The following is a 17,334-nucleotide window of genomic DNA, read 5'->3' as shown; positions in this document are numbered from 1 at the left end:
GCTCCTCATCGCTTGCATCACGTTAAATGTATAGACATAATGGGCCGCAAGCAACGATGCGGGAGCACGTGATGCAAAACTGCGACCGGCTATGGCGCAATGCCAGGCTAGCGACGATGGCGGGAGAAGGCCTTGGCCTTATCGACGACGGATTGGTCGCTGTGCGGGATGGACGCATCGTTTTCGCTGGCACTGCTGTAGAGGCTCCGCGGCTAAGCGCTGTCGATGTGATCGACTGCGAAGGGCGGTGGATCACGCCAGGCCTGATTGACTGCCATACTCATCTGATTTTTGGCGGCGACCGTGCGCGAGAGTTCGAATTGCGCTTGGCTGGCGCCAGCTACGAAGAAATTGCACGCGCTGGCGGCGGGATCGTCTCGACGATGCACGCAACACGCGCAGCGAGCGAGGACGCGCTGGTCACTGCCGCCTTGCCGCGCCTCGACGCGCTCATCGCTGAAGGCGTGACCACCGTGGAAGTGAAGTCAGGGTACGGACTTCAATGCGAGTCGGAACTTCGAATGCTGCGCGCCGCGCGACGGCTGGGAGGCGAACGCCCCGTGCGCATCGCCACCACCTTCCTCGGCGCCCACGCGGTACCGCCTGAGCATCGCGACGACGCGGACGGCTTCATGGCCGTGGTGTGCGACGAGATGCTACCGGCAATTGCTGCCGAGGGTTTGGCGGATGCGGTGGATGCTTTCTGCGAGAGCATTGCATTCAGCCCCGCCCAGGTTGAGCGGATCTTTGCCGCCGCCGCTGCCTATGGCTTGCCAGTCAAGCTTCACGCCGAGCAGCTATCGAACCTAGGCGGCGCGTCGCTCGCCGCCCGATACGGTGCGCTGTCGGCCGATCACCTGGAATATTTGGATAATGCCGGCATCACGGCGATGGCCGCGGCAGGCACCGTCGCCACCCTCTTGCCCGGTGCCTACTATTTCATGCGGGAAACAAAGCTGCCGCCCGTTGAGGGGCTGCGCGTGGCGGGCGTGCCGATCGCATTGGCGACCGACTGCAATCCGGGCACCTCCCCGCTCACTTCGCTGCTCCTCGTGCTCAACATGGGCGCAACGCTGTTCCGACTGACGGTCGAGGAATGTCTGCTGGGTGTCACCCGCAACGCTGCCGTCGCTCTCGGCCTCGATCATGAGATCGGGACCCTCGAAGCCGGCAAGGCCTGTGACCTCGCAATCTGGGACATCGAGCAGCCTGCCGAACTTGTCTATCGCATGGGGTTCAACCCACTCCATGCCCGTATTTGGAGAGGCCGTTGACCGACCAACTACTCACCCCCGGCGAAGTCAGTCTGAAGGACTGGCGCAGCATCTGGTTCGGCGCAGGCGTTCGCCTGAACCCGTCGAGTGCTGGTCCGATCGCAGCAAGTGCGCAAGCCGTCGCTCGAATTGTCGCGCGTGGTGCGCCGGTCTACGGCATTAACACCGGTTTCGGAAAGCTTGCGACGGTGCGGATCGGTGATGACGATCTTGCGACCCTACAGCGCAATATCGTGTTGAGCCATGCTGCGGGCACCGGCAGGCCCTCCCCTGTCCCCGTCATACGACTGATGATGGCGCTGAAGCTCGCCAGTCTGGCGCAGGGCGCATCGGGCGTGAGCCCTGAAACAATAGCGCTTCTTGAGGCGATGCTCGACCGCGGTCTTACTCCGGTCGTTCCGGCACAAGGTTCCGTTGGCGCGAGCGGGGATCTGGCTCCCTTGTCCCACATGGCTGCAGCGATGATCGGCGTGGGTGAAATTCAGGTCGAGGGTCAGCGCCGCCCAGCGGCCGACGCGTTGCAAGCCGCCAGCCTTCAGCCTTTGGAGCTTGGCCCGAAGGAAGGACTGGCACTCCTAAATGGCACGCAATTTTCGACAGCCAACGCTCTAGCCGGTTTGTTCGGAGCTGAGCGCCTGTTCCAGGCGGCGCTCGTTACTGGGGCCCTCTCGACCGAGGCGGCGCGCGGATCTGACACGCCGTTTGATGGACGCATTCACGCGCTCCGGCAGCATCGTGGTCAAATCGAAAGCGCAGAAGCACTGCGTTCTCTGATGGCCGGCTCCGCCATCCGCGCGAGCCATCTGGTGGACGACGTTCGTGTCCAAGATCCTTACTGCTTACGCTGCCAGCCACAGGTCATGGGCGCGGCGCTGGATGTGCTGCGCCAGTCCGCCGCAACGCTGGAGACGGAAGCGAACGGTGTCTCCGACAACCCGCTTGTGTTCCCTGAAACCGACGAAGCACTGTCTGGTGGCAATTTCCACGCAGAGCCGGTCGCTTTTGCCGCCGACATGATCGCGCTGGCGGTGTGCGAGATTGGCTCGATTTCCGAGCGGCGGATCGCCATGCTGGTTGATCCTGCGCTGTCGGGTTTACCTGCTTTCCTGACGCCACGTCCCGGTCTCAACTCCGGATTCATGATTCCGCAGGTCACCGCCGCTGCGCTAGTCAGCGAGAACAAGCAGCGCGCGTATCCCGCTTCGGTAGATTCGATCCCCACCTCCGCCAATCAGGAGGATCACGTATCCATGGCGGCACATGGTAGCCGTCGACTGCTCGACATGGCGGATAATGCCACCGCCGTTATCGGGATCGAGTTGCTCGCCGCAGCGCAGGGATGCGACTTTCACCGCCCCCTCGTCTCGAGCGTCGCCCTCGAAGCCGCCCGTGCACACCTTCGCGCCGCAGTGCCGACGCTGGACGACGACCGGTATTTCCACCCCGACATGGAAGCAGCCACAACCATCGTCCGATCGGGCAGCCTCGTCGCGGCTGCGGGCGTCTGTCTGCCGGGGCTGGGATGAGCGATTTAATCGAGGTCCGACGCGGCGATGCTCCGCTTGTCATCGGTTTGCCGCACACAGGCACCGATATCCCTGCTGAGCTGGAAGCAGCGTTCGTTTCTTCGTGGCGGGCACGCAAGGACACCGACTGGTGGATTGACGAACTCTACGCGTTCGGCCGCGACCTGGACGTGACTTTAGTCCGCACGCGCGTGTCGCGCAGTGTGATCGACTGCAACCGCGATCCATCGGGAGTATCTCTTTACCCGGGGCAGGCGACCACGGGCCTATGTCCGGCTGAAACCTTCGATGGTGAGGCGCTCTATCATGGAGATCCGCCAACACCTGCCGAAATTGAACGCCGGCGCGGCGTCTATTTCGATCCATATCATGCCGCGCTTGCGGCAGAGCTTCGCCGGTTGCGGGAACGCCACAAAACAGTCGTGCTTTACGATGCGCACTCGATCCGCAGCCGCATTCCTCGACTGTTTGATGGGGTGCTGCCCCATTTCAATATCGGTACCGACGGCGGCGTCACCTGCGATCCAGCTCTGCGCGACGCGGTGGCCGACATATGCGCAGCTAGCGGGCTGGACATCGTTATCGATGGCCGCTTCCGCGGCGGCTGGACGACCCGGCATTACGGACGACCATGCGACGGCATTCACGCGATCCAGATGGAGTTGGCGATGCGAGGCTACCTTGCTGAGCCCGATCAGCCCGATGAAATGAACTGGCCCGCGCTGGCCCACCCGGAACCCTCCGTGGCGCCGACGCTGCGGGCCATCATCCACGCCTGCATCTCCTTTGCGAAAGGACACTCATGAGCCGCCTTGACCCCAGCCGCCGTGTCGCTGCCGCGACGGGCACCACACGCACGGCCCGAAGCTGGCTGACGGAAGCGCCGCTTCGCATGTTGATGAACAATCTTCATCCGGACGTGGCGGAGCGACCGGAGGAACTGGTCGTCTATGGCGGGATCGGCCGCGCCACGCGAGACTGGGATAGCTACGACCGCATCGTGGCCACGTTGGAGCGTCTGGAAGACGACCAGACGCTGTTGATCCAGTCGGGCAAGCCTGTGGGCGTATTTCGTACTCATCCAGATGCGCCTCGGGTGCTACTCGCTAATTCTAATCTCGTGCCGCGCTGGGCCGATTGGGAGCATTTCGATGAGCTCGATCGCAAGGGGCTCGCCATGTACGGACAGATGACGGCGGGGTCGTGGATCTACATCGGCACGCAGGGTATCGTGCAGGGCACCTACGAGACGTTCGTCGAGATGGGGCGCCAACATTATGGCGGCGACCTGTCGGGCCGCTGGCTGCTGACCGCCGGGCTCGGCGGAATGGGCGGAGCGCAGCCGCTCGCGGCGGTCATGGCCGGTGCGTCGTGTCTCGCGATCGAATGTCAGCAAAGTCGCATCGATATGCGACTGCGCACCGGCTATCTCGACCGCGCGACCGACAGCCTTGATGAGGCGATCGAGATCGTCACGACCGCGCGCAAGCCGGTCTCGGTTGGCCTGCTCGGCAATGCCGCAGAGTTGCTGCCGGAGATGCACGCACGCGGTATCCGTCCGGATCTATTGACCGATCAGACCAGTGCACATGATCCGGTGAACGGCTACCTTCCGGCAGGTTGGACGGTCGAGCGCTGGCTGGCGACGCGAGAGCAGAATCCGACGGTCGTGGCAGAAGCCGCCAAAGCGTCCATGGCACGCCATGTCGAGGCCATGCTCGCCTTCAGCCGGGACGGCGTGCCGACCACCGACTACGGAAACAATATTCGGCAAGTTGCCAAGGACCAAGGCGTTGCGGACGCCTTCGCCTTTCCCGGCTTTGTTCCAGCCTATATCCGACCGCTGTTCTGCCGAGGCGTTGGTCCGTTCCGCTGGGTGGCGCTGTCGGGAGACCCGGAGGATATCTACCGGACGGATGCCAAGGTGAAGGAGCTGCTGCCTGACGATGCGCACCTCCATCGCTGGTTGGATATGGCACGCGAGCGCATCCATTTTCAGGGGCTGCCCGCGCGCATCTGCTGGGTCGGCCTGGGCGATCGTCATCGGCTAGGGCTCGCTTTCAATGAGATGGTAGCCTCGGGTGAGCTCAAGGCGCCGGTGGTCATCGGGCGTGACCATCTCGATTCCGGTTCGGTCGCCTCACCCAACCGCGAGACCGAGGCGATGCGCGACGGATCTGATGCGGTCTCCGACTGGCCGCTGCTTAATGCGCTCCTTAACACCGCGTCGGGCGCCACCTGGGTTTCCCTGCACCACGGCGGAGGTGTTGGAATGGGCTATTCGCAGCACTCGGGCATGGTAATCGTTGCCGACGGCACGCCTGAAGCCGCACGCCGGCTGGAGCGCGTGTTGTGGAACGACCCTGCGACAGGTGTCATGCGTCACGCCGACGCAGGGTATGACATCGCGCTCAATTGCGCGCGGGAGAAGGGCCTGGATCTTCCCGGCATCTTGCGATGAAGACTCCGCGCCTCCTGCGCGCAGCCGATCGCGTCGCGCAGCCTTGGCGCAACGGTGGCGGGATCACGCGCGAAATCTGCTGTGCTCCCGCGGCCGGAGCGGGCGAAAGCTTCGACTGGCGCGTCAGCATGGCTGAGGTAACCGGATCGGGACCCTTCTCATGCTTTCCCGGCGTGGATCGCGTCCTCGTCGTCCTCGACGGCAGGCTCGATCTGGATTTCGGTCCGCAGCATGCGCCGGTAACGCTCTCCTCGAGCTGTGCACCATTTGCCTTCGCGGGTGATCAGGCAGTTGACGGCTCGGCACCTGAAGGCGTTGTCCATGATTTGAACGTGATGGTGCGAAGGGACGCCTTTGCAGCTAAAGTAGAGAGAGTCTCATCCACCGTCAATGTGCCCGAGAACGGAACGGTGTTGCTCTTTGCTGGCGAAGCAGCAACGGTCGATTGCGGTGATAGCCGATATCACCTCGGCTTGTGCGACGCGCTTCTCCTCAGCAACGGCGGGACACTGCATCTAAAGCATCGCGAGGGCGCAAACGTGCTGCTGGTCACGATCGTAGCCACCGATCAACCTGTCGCGTCCTGATGCTAGCCACCTTGTCTTCTGCCTATTGCGTGGAGCTTTGTTTTTTTCATGTCGATCCCTGACATCGCCTTCTTCGATCGAACCTATGTCCGGCGCCACCTCGGCCATTCCGCCTGTATAGGCGCGGTTCGGTCTGCGATGCGCGCACTGTCTGCCGGCCGTACCCGGCAGCTGCTTCGCACCATGCTTTCGCTAGGCGAGCGGCGGACCTTTGCCCTGATGCCGGGTGCGCTGGCCGAAGACGACTTTTTCGGCGCTAAGCTGATCTCGGTCTTCCCCAACCGTGACGATCCAGGCCGCCGCGCGCATCGCGGGCTCGTGGTCCTCTTCGAGCCCGAAGAGGGGCACCCGGTCTGCATCGCAGACGCTGAAGAGGTGACGCTGATCCGTACCGCTGCCGCGACCGCCGTCGCAACGGACGCGCTCGCCCGCGCCGATGCGACCAGGCTTACCATCTTCGGAACCGGTGCACAGGCGGCTGAGCATGTCCGGGCGCTCGCGCTCGTCCGATCGATCGAGCGCGTAGTTCTCTGGGGACGTGACGAAACCAAGGCGCAAAAGCTTGCGGCGAGCCTCGCCGCCGAAACGGGGCTAGATATCACTGTGGAGCTAGACGGCGAGCGAGCCGCCGCTCAAGCCGACATCATCTGCACGGTGAGCGGTGCGGCGCAGCCGATCCTTCATGGCCGCTGGGTCCGCCCCGGCACGCATATTAACCTGGTCGGTTCCAGCGGTCCCGGACCCGTCGAAGTCGATGACGATTTGGTCGCCGTTGGCCGATTTGTTGCAGACAGTCGGGCATCGGTCTTGGCGCAAGGCGCTGAGTTCCTCGTCGCTAAGGCAGCAGGTCGGGTCGATGACAGCCATGTCGTCGCCGAGATAGGCGAAGTCTTGAGCGGGGCGGTTGTCGGTCGGCAGAGCGCTCAAGAGATAACAGTCTACAAGTCGTTGGGACACGCCGTGCAGGATTTGGCGGCGGTTGCACTCCTTTATCGACAACGCCTGCAGCAGAGTGAAACACAGACCGGAGGGGCTTCTTCATGATTGATCATCGACGTCTTGGCACCGGGTTGCGCCGTGCCGCGCTTGCAAGCGTGACCGCGCTTGCGCTGATAGGGGCCGCACCCGCACCCGCACCCGCACCCGGTTCTGACACGGCCGCCCCGCCGCCGCTGGCGGTTACGTTGACGCCGAGCGGCGATGCTCAGGGGTTCGATCGGATGGGCGTGACCATGCGCATTCCAGCTCCCAAAACGACCGCTGGTGCCCCGCTGCTCAGAATGCCTTTGATGCTCGTCGGCCTTCAGACTGCAAGCTATCCGGCATCGGCGATCCAAGCATCGGACGACGCCGGGGAGCTGACGCTAACGCATAGTGACCAGGCGCCTGGCGCCAGCGGCACTTACCGCACCTACCTCGTGAATCGGGCCACGCGCGGCGACGTTACGGTGCGCTATGCCACCGCGCCACGAGCCGTGAACAGGGACACGCGGAATGGACCGCTTTTTGACCTGCGGGCACAAGGGGGCGGTTTGATCGGCGCAGGCGTTTACTTCTTCGCGCTACCGGTTGAGGAAAAGCCCTATCGCATCAGCCTGCACTGGGATCTGCCCCGCACCGCGGCGACGCAGCGCGGCATTTGGAGTTTTGGCGAGGGGGATCAGACGACAGTCGGCCCAGCGCAGCTTCTCGCCTTCTCGTTTTACGCCGCCGGGCCGGTGAGAAGCGCGCCGGCAGACGGCAAAGGCAATTTCGGCTTCTATTGGCTTCAGCAGCCGCCGTTCGACCCGGTTGTGATGGGGAAGAACGTCCATCGCCTGTACAATCACATGTCGCGCTTCTTTGGCGATCCGCCTGATGCCACCTATCGCGTATTCGCGCGTGGCAACCCCTATCCGTCGGGGGGCGGCACGTCTCTTAGCCGTTCGTTTATGTTCGGTTATGGCGCACAGGGCCAAACGACCGGAGATGGCACTGATATGCTGATCGCGCATGAGATGGCGCACAGCTGGCCCAGTCTCGACGGTGCAGAGGACGATCACCCGCTGACCGCCTGGTATTCGGAAGGCACGGCAGAATTCTACGCTTTGCTGCTGTCGCTTCGCGCAGGCACGATCGACCTTGATCGGTTCCTCAAGGTCGCGAATGCGCACGCGCGCGACTATTACACTAATCCGTTCCTTCATCTCACCAATGCTGCGGCCGGCAAACAGTTCTGGGCCGACGCGCGTGCGCAGCGTGTGCCATACGGCCGTGGGTTCATGTACCTCGCCAAGGTCGACGGCGAGTTGAAGGCCAAGAGCGGCGGCCGGCGGTCGCTCGATGATCTGGTGCTCGAGGTTCTTCGCCGACAACGCGCTGGAGAGAAAGTCGGGCTGGAGCAATGGATAACCATGGTCGTGCGCGAACTTGGCCCTCAGGCGCGACAGGATTATCTCGATATGGTGGCGGGTAAGACGATCGTGCCGCCGCAGGGGACGTTCGGGCCGTGCTTCCGGCTTGAAAAGACGACCGCTCGAGCGTTTGATTTGGGCTTTGACGAAATGCGGCTCGGCGTCGTCAAAGACCTTCGTGCAGGCTCGCGAGCTGCTGAGGCGGGCTTGCGCGAGGGAGATCCGATTGTTTCGCTGACGCCGATCGGGAAACTGCGCAATGATCCGGCCGCGAGAGCCGATGTTGTCGTGCGTCGGGATGGTAAGGAGATGCCGCTGCGTTTCTCGCCCTATTCCGCCCCGGTAGAGGCGTGGCAGTGGGCGCGCGTTCCGGGCATTGCGGACAGCGCCTGCAAGCTTTGATGACCGGCAGGAGGCGGGAGCCAACGCCCCCGCCTCCTGCCTCAGGCGCGTCCGAGCGTCGCGAGCAGCTTGTCGATATCATTCATGTCGTTGAAGACTGAGACGGTGGCGCGGAACCTGTTGTCGCCCACGGTCATCCGGATCTTTGCCGCGTCCAACTTCGTCTTCAACTTCTTGCGAGCATCCGGGTAGATGCAGGTCACGATCGGGGTGCGCGCCTCGGGCGGCGTATCAACTTTATAGCCGAGACGCGGCAGTTCCCGCTTCAAGCGATCGGTGAGTTCCTGAGCATGTGTCTGAATGCGCGGGACGCCCAACTTCATTATGTAATCGAGCGACCATCCAAGCGCCGCTACCCCCATGTGAGAATAAGTACCGAACGCGAAATGCCCCATGGCCGTATCCGAGAAGGAATAGTCGGCAATGTTCGAACCTGGGGGGTCGAGCGGATAGACGTGCGACTGAAAGGAGTCGATGCCGTAATAACCCGCTTGGGTTCGCTTAAGCGACGCGAGGCGATCCTTACGGGCATAAAGGAAGCCTAGTCCGAAATCGCCCATCAGCCATTTGTAACTGGAGCAGGCCGCGAAATCGACGCCGGTTGCGTGGAGGTCGATCGGGACGCAACCTGCGGCGTGGATGATGTCGGCATAGACGAGCGCCCCGTTGGCATGCGCGATTTCCGCTACCCGTCGTAGGTCGTGAGCAAATCCGTTGAAGGTTGACACGGCTGACACCGCGACGAGCTTGGTCCCTGGCGTGATGGCGCGCTCAATCTCTTCGACGCGGATGCGCCCCTGCGTCGGGCGCAGCCATGTCACCCGACAGCCCTGCTTCGCCAGCTGTTCGTACAGCGGAAACGACCCGAAAAAGTGAAGCGTGTCGGTGACAATGTGCGCTCCTTGCGCCGGCAATCCCAGAGCAGCGATGACAAGCTGCTCGCCTGCCGTGGTGCTCTGTACGTACGCGATCTCGTCCGCATCTGCACCAACCAGCGCTGCGAAGCGGGCACGAACGCCATCCTCGTCCAGCTCGTATGCTGCCGCCGTTGGATCCAGCATACGATGTCGCAAGTACCGATCCACAGCTGCTCGGGCACCGATCGACACGGGATGCGTCGAGCCTGGATCTAGATAGGTCACGTCGGCGGGGACGAACGACATCTTGTCCGGCAATGCCGCTGGCGACGTGGCCGCTGCCAATTTTGTGGCTACCGGTGCAGCAAGGCTAGCCATCAGCATGTTTCGTCGTGAGACCGTCATTCCTGTCCTCCAGTCCGACATTGTAGTTGGCATGCGTCGGCAAATGCACACTCCGTTTGCCGCTCTTCGTGTGTTTTGCGACAAGATTTAGCCGTTTGAGCCACCGTTGCGCATAGAGCAGGTCGGCAAGCGAGGATCTCGGACCGAATGAGCATGGCGACCGCTCCTCGACGAATGATAACAGGCGCTTGAATGAGACGAGGAGGAACAATGCGCAGGATCTTGCTTGCCGGGGCGGCGCTAGCCTTCCTCTCGGGCGCGGTCGAAGGGGCGGCCGAGGAGCCAGTACCGCCGCCCGTCACCACCCATCATGTTGTGACAGTCGCCGGCAGGCCTATACGCTATGCCGCCACCTTCACCGAAAAGGTCTTGCACGACGCCGCCGGTCGGCCTCAGGCGACAATCTCGGCTACCTCCTACGTCCGCACCGATGTACCCCGACAGACATCGCGCCCGGTGATCTTCGCGTTCAATGGCGGTCCTGGCGCCTCCTCGTCACCGTTGCAATTCGAGGGCTTCGGCCCGCGCCTGCGCCTGAAGGCAGCTGACGGGCGGCAGAGCATAGCCGACAATCCCGATAGCCTTATTGGCGGCGCAGATCTCGTCTTTATCGATCCGGTGGGAACGGGGCTCAGTCGAGTGTTGCCAGGCGGAAGCGGCAAGCCATATTGGAGCGTTCCCGGAGACGCCAAAGCCGTCCTCGGCATGATGCGCGCTTGGCTGCGCACCCATCGCCGCGAGCGCAGCCCGGTTATCGTTGCCGGTGAGAGCTATGGTGGAGCAAGGGCTGCTCGCATTTGCGCGGACGCTGGCGATCTCAACCTTGTCGGGTTGATACTGATCTCGCCGAGCTTCGACAGTTCGCCGGAAAAAGCAACGGCGGCTCAACGGGATGCAGCGGCGGTGGCCCTGCTGCCGACAATGGCGGTGGCTGCCGCGCAGAACGGTAGGGGCGAGTCTGGCCGACCACAGGCCGAGGTGTTCGAGGAAGCTCGCCGCTTCGCCATCGGCGAGTATTCGGCAGCTCTTGCCGCTGGCGATCGTCTGAGCTCAGCGCGGCGACGCGTCGTTGCAGACCGCGTAGCGAGCTTTCTCGGTATGAGCCCGGAAACCGTGCTCGCCGCCGGTCTACGGGTCGACCCGGAAGATTTCAGAAAAGAGCTTCGTGCGGCGGATCATCTCGTCGTCGGACTGCTCGACACCCGTGTTACAGCGCCTGTGCCGCGTAATCAGCCAGGCCGGCCCTCGCAGGCTAACGACCCGGCGCTCGGGTTAGGCGCTAGCAACGTCATTCTTTCGGACGGCATCACTCGCTACATGCACGGCGAACTGGCCGTGCCGGGTCGCCGGCCCTACGTCTCTTTAACGCTTGACGTAAATTTTCAGTGGGATTGGTCAGCAAGCGTTGCCGACCCCGCGTCTCGCGACCTGGCTGGAAATATCGCGCGGACTATGCGCGCCAAGCCGCGGCTTAAAACGATGCTGATCGGTGGATTCTATGACATGGCCGTCCCGGTGCTCGGCCCCCGTCGTCAGCTGGAACAAGCCGGTGCGCCGATGCAGAGAGTGCATTCGGCCATGCTGTGGACGGGACATTCGGTTTTCGACTCAGCCGCGGAGCGCAAGACCATGTCCCGGCTCTTTGCCCCCCTGCTCAATCGGCCTGATTGATCTACGGGCATAATTATGCCTTGATGCGGCCGTTCAGAGCAACGATTGCTGCATGGAGAGGCTATGAGCGACGAGCTGACGACGTTCGACATCAAGATTTTAGAACAGATTCAGCGCGACGCGTCGCTATCGACCGGCGAGCTTGCCGACAAAATCGGCCTCTCGCAGTCCCCGTGCTGGCGCCGCCTACAGCGGCTGAAGGATGAGGGCTACATCAGCAGGCAAGTCGCTCTTCTGGACCGAACCAAGTTCAAACAAAGCTTCGTTATTTTTGCTAGTTTGAAAATGGCTACGTTAACCGAAGAAAAGCGCGAAGACTTTCTGCGCATGATCGCAATTACCCCCGAAATCATGGAATGTCATTCGGTCTTAGGCGAAATGGACCTTCTTCTGAAGGTGCTTGCGTCGTCGCTTCAATGGTATCAAACCTTCATCTTCCGCGTCCTGTTAAAGCTGCCTGGTGTGCAGGATGTGCAATCGACTGTGACCTTAACCGAGTTAAAGTATGAGACCGCGATTCCAGTCCGCGGCAACCTTGCGTTATGATTGCAGTGAGGTCGTACCGGAAATAGGGTCAAAAGCGGCGGTAATTGCATAAAAAATCCTGGTGCCGCCAATTACGGCTGAGCGTGGGAGGACCTTTATGTCTATCGGCTCGCATATCATCTGCCTTCTGGCCGCCGGATTTAGCACCATTCAGGCAGGAACCGCAGCGGCGCAGGCGGTCAATTCGCCAGATACCTCGGCGGCGATCGTGACCCGACATAGTGGACGGTTTAACGGCCAAAAGGTGCAATATCGGGCGCTAGTCGAGACGACAGATGTGGTCGTTTCCGGCCTTGCCGGCGGAGCACGTATCGTAAGCTTCGCGTATTTGGCGGACGGTGACCGTCGCGGGCAGCGCCCGATTATATTTCTCTTCAACGGTGGCCCCATCGTACCGTCGATTTGGCTTCATATTGGTGCCTTCGGCCCCAAGCGTGTCGTCGTGCCGCCCGATCTGAGCGCACCGGCCTCCCGCTACGTTCTGTTTGACAATCCGGACTCTGTTCTGGATGTGGCGGACCTCGTTTTCATCGACCCCGCCACCACTGGTTACAGCGAGACGCTGCCTGGAACACCGCCCGGCGCATTCCACTCGGTAGACGCAGACGCGCGGCAGACGTCTGAGTTTATCGCGCGTTGGCTCAGGGATCACGGTCGTAGTTCGTCGCCCTTCTATATCCTGGGCGAGAGCTACGGTACGATCCGCGCGCCCGTCACGGCGCGGTTGTTGGCCGAACGCCCCCAGCCTCTTTTAGCAACCGGGCTTATCTTGCTTGGGCAGGCAACGAACATCGTTGAATATGTCCAGCGTAGCGGCAACATCATGAGCTTCGTCGCCTCGTTGCCGACCGAGGCAGCCGTTGCATGGCATCATGGTAGGGTCCGCAAGGAAGGTACCGACTTCGCTCGCTTCGTGCGCGAAGCCGACGACTTCGCTCAGCACGCTTATCTTGACGCGCTCAACCAGGGCAACCTTTTGCCGGAGGCGGAGCGGCAAAAAATAGCGGAAAGGCTGTCAGGCTATATTGGTATCTCGGCCGACTGGCTGATGGAACACGATCTGCGTATCACCAAGCAGCAGTTTCGCGTCGAGTTGCTGCGCGATCGCGGCCTATTGCTTGGCCAGGTCGACGCACGTTACGCAGCTCCGATCACCGATAAGGGTGCGACGGCAGATCCCGCTGGCGTCATCGACGACGGTTTCGCGACGCTTTGGCAGCGCTACCTCGAGAGTGATCTGCGAGCCGCCCGAGCGACACCGTACCGAATGATCGGCGACGTCAGCGGCGGGCTGGAGGCGTGGAATTGGGGCGGAGCGTCACCCTTCTCCGATTGGCCCTGGCCGCAGGAGATCTCCAAGATGATGCGCTTGAAGCCGGACTTTCGCGTCATGGTCGGCAACGGTTGGAGCGACATGCAAACGACGGTGGGCGCGGCCGAGCTGCTTTTGCGCCAGGCAGGCTGGCCTCGCGACCGTAGCGAGCTTCATGTCTATGATGGGGGGCACATGTTCTACACGGTCGATACCTCAGCCACAGCGGTGACTAAGGACGTGCGACGGTTCGTCAGCACCGGCGAGGCGGCGAAGTGACGCGCCTGCTCGCCTTCATCCTCGCAGGTGTCGCTACGCCGGCGTTGTCAGCCACAACCGAAAGACTATCAGTCGTTCGCAACGGCGAGACTATCGGCTCGGTGGTCGCGGTGTCGGATGGTCGGCGCGTTTCAGTGGATTACCGCGTCGATGACAATGGTCGGGGGCCCAAACATCGAGAAGACATTGTCCTTGGTCCTGACGGCATTCCCGTAAGCTGGAATATCGTCGGTACGTCGTTGATGGGCGGCCCCGTCGTGGAGCGGTTCGCTTGGGCGAACGGAACGGCGACGTGGACCAGCCAGGCGGATCAGGGTAGCCTCTCAGCCGCGAAGCCGCCGCTGTACGTCGTAAATGACACCAGCCCGTGGGCGAACGGCATCTACGCTCGCGCTGCTCTTGCTGCGGGCGGACGATCACTGGATGTGCTGCCAGGCGGCAAGCTCAAGCTCGCTCGCATTCGCTCAACTACCATCGCCGGAGTGAGCGTCACCGTCTATCGGCTAGACGGGGTCGATCTAAGACCCAGCTACGTGATGCTGGACAAGACCGGGCGATTGTTCGCGGCTTTCGGAGACGCAAGTGTCACCATCCGCGCCGGGCTGGAGACGCGCGCTGCGGACCTCATGAAGCTCGCCGCCTCACTTGAAAGCGATCGCGTGCGGGCGATCAGTGCCAAAGTAGCGCACCGTTATGACGGCCCAATCCGCATCCGCAACGTCCACATCTTCGATCCAGTCACAGGCAGACGCGGCCCGCTTTCGACGATCGTCGTTATGCGCGACGCGATCAGCGCGGTCCTTCCTGGCGACGGTGGGCCTGTGCCCGACGGAGAGACGGCTATCGAGGGCGATGGCGGCACGGTCTATCCGGGACTGCACGACATGCACTCCCATACCACGATCGACTCCGGGCTATTCTACCTCGCGGCCGGTGTCACGACGACCCGCGACATGGGTAATAACAACGCATTTCTGCAAGCGTTGCTGCCTGCGGTTGAGGACGGGGCAATATCCAGCCCGCGCATCGTTCCCACCGGCTTCATCGAAGGACGGAGCCCCTATTCGGCGCGTAACGGCTTTGTCGTGGCTACGCTGGACGAAGGTCTGAAGGCCGTCCGCTGGTATGCCGATCGCAACTACTTTCAAATAAAACTCTACAATTCGATGAACCCCGATCTTGTGAAGCCGCTGGCGGAGGAAGCGAAGCGGCTGGGAATGGGCGTAACCGGTCATGTTCCCGCGTTCGATTCACCTGATCGGGTAATTCGCGACGGATACAACACGATCGCACATATCAACCAATTGATGCTCGGTTGGGTGCTCGACGAGAGCAAAGAGGACACTCGCACCCCCCTGCGGCTTACTGCGATGACGCGAACGCCCGCCTTAGACCTGTCGAGCGGGCCGGTGCGAAATACCATAGCGCTGATGAAGGCGAACACCGTTTCGCTTGATACCACCGCCGTCACCTTGGAACGACTGATGCTCAGTCGTGCCAGACAGGTCGAGACTGCCGACATCGACAATCTTGATCATTTGCCGATTGGCTATCAGCGCTATCGTAAACGCACGTTCGTGCCACTAAGAAATGCCGGCGACGACCAAGCCTATCACGCAGCGTTCGATAAGATGCTCGACGTGATGCGGCTGCTGCACCGCAACGGCATCCAGCTCCTGCCCGGAACGGATGATACGACGGGGTTCACGCTTCAACGTGAGGTCGAGCTTTACACGATGGCGGGCATGACGCCCGCGGAGGCACTCAAGGCAGCCACGCTGGACTGCGAAACCTATCTGGGTCGCGCGGACAGGGGCGGCACGATCGCGAGGGGCAAACTGGCCGACTTGGTGCTGGTCGCGGGCGACCCGAGCAGCAATATCAACGCGATCAAGCGACCCAAGATGGTGATGCGGGGCGGCACCGTCTACCTGCCGTCTGAAATCTATGAATCCCTTGGCATTCGGCCATTCGCCTCACCGCCCACGATCGTGCCGGCACGTCCCGATCTTACAAATGGCGGGGTCGGCGGGTCAACCGGCGCCCTCTTCGGTTGGCCAAGGGATGACCATGACGATTGAGTAGGCGCGCAGACAATCCTGAATTCGACATTTTGGTGAGGACAGACATGGCAACGGGTGAGGCCACGCTGAAACGAGACGTAGGCGTGATCGGAGTAGTGACCTTCGGCGCCGGAACTGCCATCGGTGTCTCAATCTTCTCTGTCCTTCAGCCTGCCGCTCAGGTTGCTGGATCAGGATTGCTGGTAGCAATGGTTTTTGCCGCGCTACCTATGCTCCTCTTCGCAATCGCCTATTCTTATCTTGCTTCTGCAGTGCCGGTATCCGGTGCCTCATACGAATGGCCCAGGCGTTTTCTCCATCCGTTCGCCGGCTTTGCAATCGTGTGGATGCGTATCCTAGCGAACGTCAGCGCCTTGGTCGTTCTGGGCCAAGTTCTGGCAAACTATTTGTCGATGGTCGTGCAGGTACCAGCCAAGCCGATGATGTTTGTCGCGTTGACGGGCATCTTTTCGCTAAACCTGTTTGGGGTTGGTGTAAGCGCGAAGCTCCAGTCGCTGCTGATGGTTTTGCTGCTTGCGGTTCTTGCCCTCTTCGTAGCGAGCGGCGCGACCGTGGCCAGCGCTTCGATGATCGGGCCCGTCACAGCAAGCGGCGGGGCAGCTATCGCCGCCTGTGTCCCTCTGATGATCAGCCTTTTCCTTGGTATCGAGGCAGCGGTCGAGATAGGCGATGAAGTCCGAAATCCCCGTCGCACAATCCCGCTTGGTATCGCTGGCGCCATCGCGCTCACTGTCTTGGTTTATGGCTCGGTAGCTGCCACCGCGCTCGGCGTGGTGGGGCCGGAAGAGCTGGCAGCAAGCAAAGCACCCCTGCTCGATGCAGCCGCGGTACCGCTCGGACACCTCGCCGTGCCGCTCATTGTAGGAGCGGCGGCGATATCAATCCTCAAGACGATGAACGCCATCGCGCTCGTTTTCTCTCGCAGCCTGTTCGCAATGGCGCGGACCGACATATTGCCTGCGCGCCTAGCGGCAGTGCACGCACGCTTTCACACTCCTTATCTAGCGGTCGTGCTGGCCTACGGCCTGGCCGTTTTGGGCCTGCTGCTGCCGTCGAGCTTGGTGTTTCTCCTGCTCGCGGTGAATATTCCGACCATGCTGAAATATGCGGCCTGCTCTCTGTCCGCCGTCCGCGTTGCGAGCCGTCATCCTGAGCTTCACAGCGACACGCCGACCTTCACTCCCCGCACCATCCGCATCGTCGGCACGTCGGGGACGATCGCGGCGCTCATCATCATGGTCGCGGGCGTCGGTGCCGACGTGCGTCCCTACGGTCTGGTTGCTGCGTGGCTGGGAGTCGGTGTCCTTTACTGGCTGGTGAGGAACGCAGCTCTCAATAAGCGGGCCTCTCGCCGCGACGGAAGATAGTCCCGAGGCAGGCGTACCACAACCGTGATCGCATAAACTTTTCGCCCCGGTCACGATCTTCGCAATACTCTTCTTGCGCCAAGGTCGTACTCAATCCGTCATCAACGGAGATGGGCGAACTCCCGGTAACGCCAGGGGTTCGCAAATTCACCGATAGAACAACTGATCAT

Annotated in this window: 13 protein-coding genes; 12 read left to right on the top strand and 1 reads right to left on the bottom strand. The window is 61.8% G+C overall.

From position 1 onward, the window contains the following. Positions 1–71: 71 nt before the first annotated feature. From hutI to GQR91_RS18720, 7 genes are read left to right on the top strand one after another with little or no spacing between them, the layout of a single operon-like run. Positions 72–1,274 (top strand): imidazolonepropionase, encoded by a 1,203-nt coding sequence (gene hutI / locus GQR91_RS18750; protein ID WP_174236660.1) that lies wholly within the window; start codon positions 72–74, stop codon positions 1,272–1,274. Next, positions 1,271–2,800: a histidine ammonia-lyase gene (gene hutH / locus GQR91_RS18745; RefSeq protein ID WP_149683148.1), complete on the top strand. Its 1,530-nt coding sequence runs from the start codon at positions 1,271–1,273 to the stop codon at positions 2,798–2,800. Before hutI ends, hutH begins: the two co-directional genes overlap by 4 nt. Next, positions 2,797–3,606, top strand: coding sequence for an N-formylglutamate deformylase (gene hutG, locus GQR91_RS18740; protein ID WP_149683147.1), 810 nt, complete (start codon positions 2,797–2,799; stop codon positions 3,604–3,606). The genes hutH and hutG overlap by 4 nt, the downstream gene beginning before the upstream one ends. After that, positions 3,603–5,261 (top strand): urocanate hydratase, encoded by a 1,659-nt coding sequence (gene hutU, locus GQR91_RS18735; RefSeq protein ID WP_149683146.1) that lies wholly within the window; start codon positions 3,603–3,605, stop codon positions 5,259–5,261. Before hutG ends, hutU begins: the two co-directional genes overlap by 4 nt. Beyond that, a complete protein-coding gene (locus GQR91_RS18730) occupies positions 5,258–5,848 on the top strand; it encodes a HutD/Ves family protein (RefSeq protein ID WP_149683145.1) in 591 nt (196 codons plus the stop codon). Before hutU ends, GQR91_RS18730 begins: the two co-directional genes overlap by 4 nt. A gap of 48 nt (positions 5,849–5,896) precedes the next feature. Beyond that, positions 5,897–6,892 (top strand): ornithine cyclodeaminase family protein, encoded by a 996-nt coding sequence (locus tag GQR91_RS18725; RefSeq protein ID WP_149683144.1) that lies wholly within the window; start codon positions 5,897–5,899, stop codon positions 6,890–6,892. Beyond that, positions 6,889–8,643, top strand: a complete 1,755-nt coding sequence (locus GQR91_RS18720; protein ID WP_149683143.1) for a M61 metallopeptidase family protein — start codon at positions 6,889–6,891, stop codon at positions 8,641–8,643. The genes GQR91_RS18725 and GQR91_RS18720 overlap by 4 nt, the downstream gene beginning before the upstream one ends. Before the next feature lie 41 nt (positions 8,644–8,684). On the opposite strand, the gene GQR91_RS18715 is transcribed toward GQR91_RS18720, so the two are convergent. Next, positions 8,685–9,878, bottom strand: a complete 1,194-nt coding sequence (locus GQR91_RS18715) for an aminotransferase class V-fold PLP-dependent enzyme (RefSeq protein ID WP_249042678.1) — start codon at positions 9,876–9,878, stop codon at positions 8,685–8,687. A 237-nt stretch (positions 9,879–10,115) separates the two neighbouring features. Here GQR91_RS18715 and GQR91_RS18710 point away from each other — a divergent pair, with 237 nt between their 5' ends. From GQR91_RS18710 to GQR91_RS18690, 5 genes are all read left to right on the top strand, one after another. Beyond that, complete coding sequence (locus GQR91_RS18710; RefSeq protein WP_160146837.1) at positions 10,116–11,576, top strand: S10 family serine carboxypeptidase-like protein; 1,461 nt, start codon at positions 10,116–10,118, stop codon at positions 11,574–11,576. A gap of 63 nt (positions 11,577–11,639) precedes the next feature. After that, positions 11,640–12,122, top strand: coding sequence for an Lrp/AsnC family transcriptional regulator (locus GQR91_RS18705; protein WP_149683140.1), 483 nt, complete (start codon positions 11,640–11,642; stop codon positions 12,120–12,122). A 97-nt stretch (positions 12,123–12,219) separates the two neighbouring features. After that, entirely contained in the window at positions 12,220–13,713 is a 1,494-nt protein-coding gene (locus tag GQR91_RS18700; RefSeq protein ID WP_149683139.1) for a S10 family peptidase, read from the top strand. Further along, positions 13,710–15,794 (top strand): amidohydrolase family protein, encoded by a 2,085-nt coding sequence (locus GQR91_RS18695; RefSeq protein ID WP_218570839.1) that lies wholly within the window; start codon positions 13,710–13,712, stop codon positions 15,792–15,794. The genes GQR91_RS18700 and GQR91_RS18695 overlap by 4 nt, the downstream gene beginning before the upstream one ends. Positions 15,795–15,841: 47 nt before the next feature. Then, entirely contained in the window at positions 15,842–17,164 is a 1,323-nt protein-coding gene (locus tag GQR91_RS18690; RefSeq protein ID WP_149683138.1) for an APC family permease, read from the top strand. The last annotated feature ends 170 nt before the right edge of the window (positions 17,165–17,334 follow it).

Source organism: Sphingomonas carotinifaciens (genome assembly GCF_009789535.1).
GTDB lineage: Bacteria > Pseudomonadota > Alphaproteobacteria > Sphingomonadales > Sphingomonadaceae > Sphingomonas > Sphingomonas carotinifaciens.
Note: the sequence above shows the minus strand (reverse complement) of the source record. Positions and strands in the feature narration are given on the sequence as shown.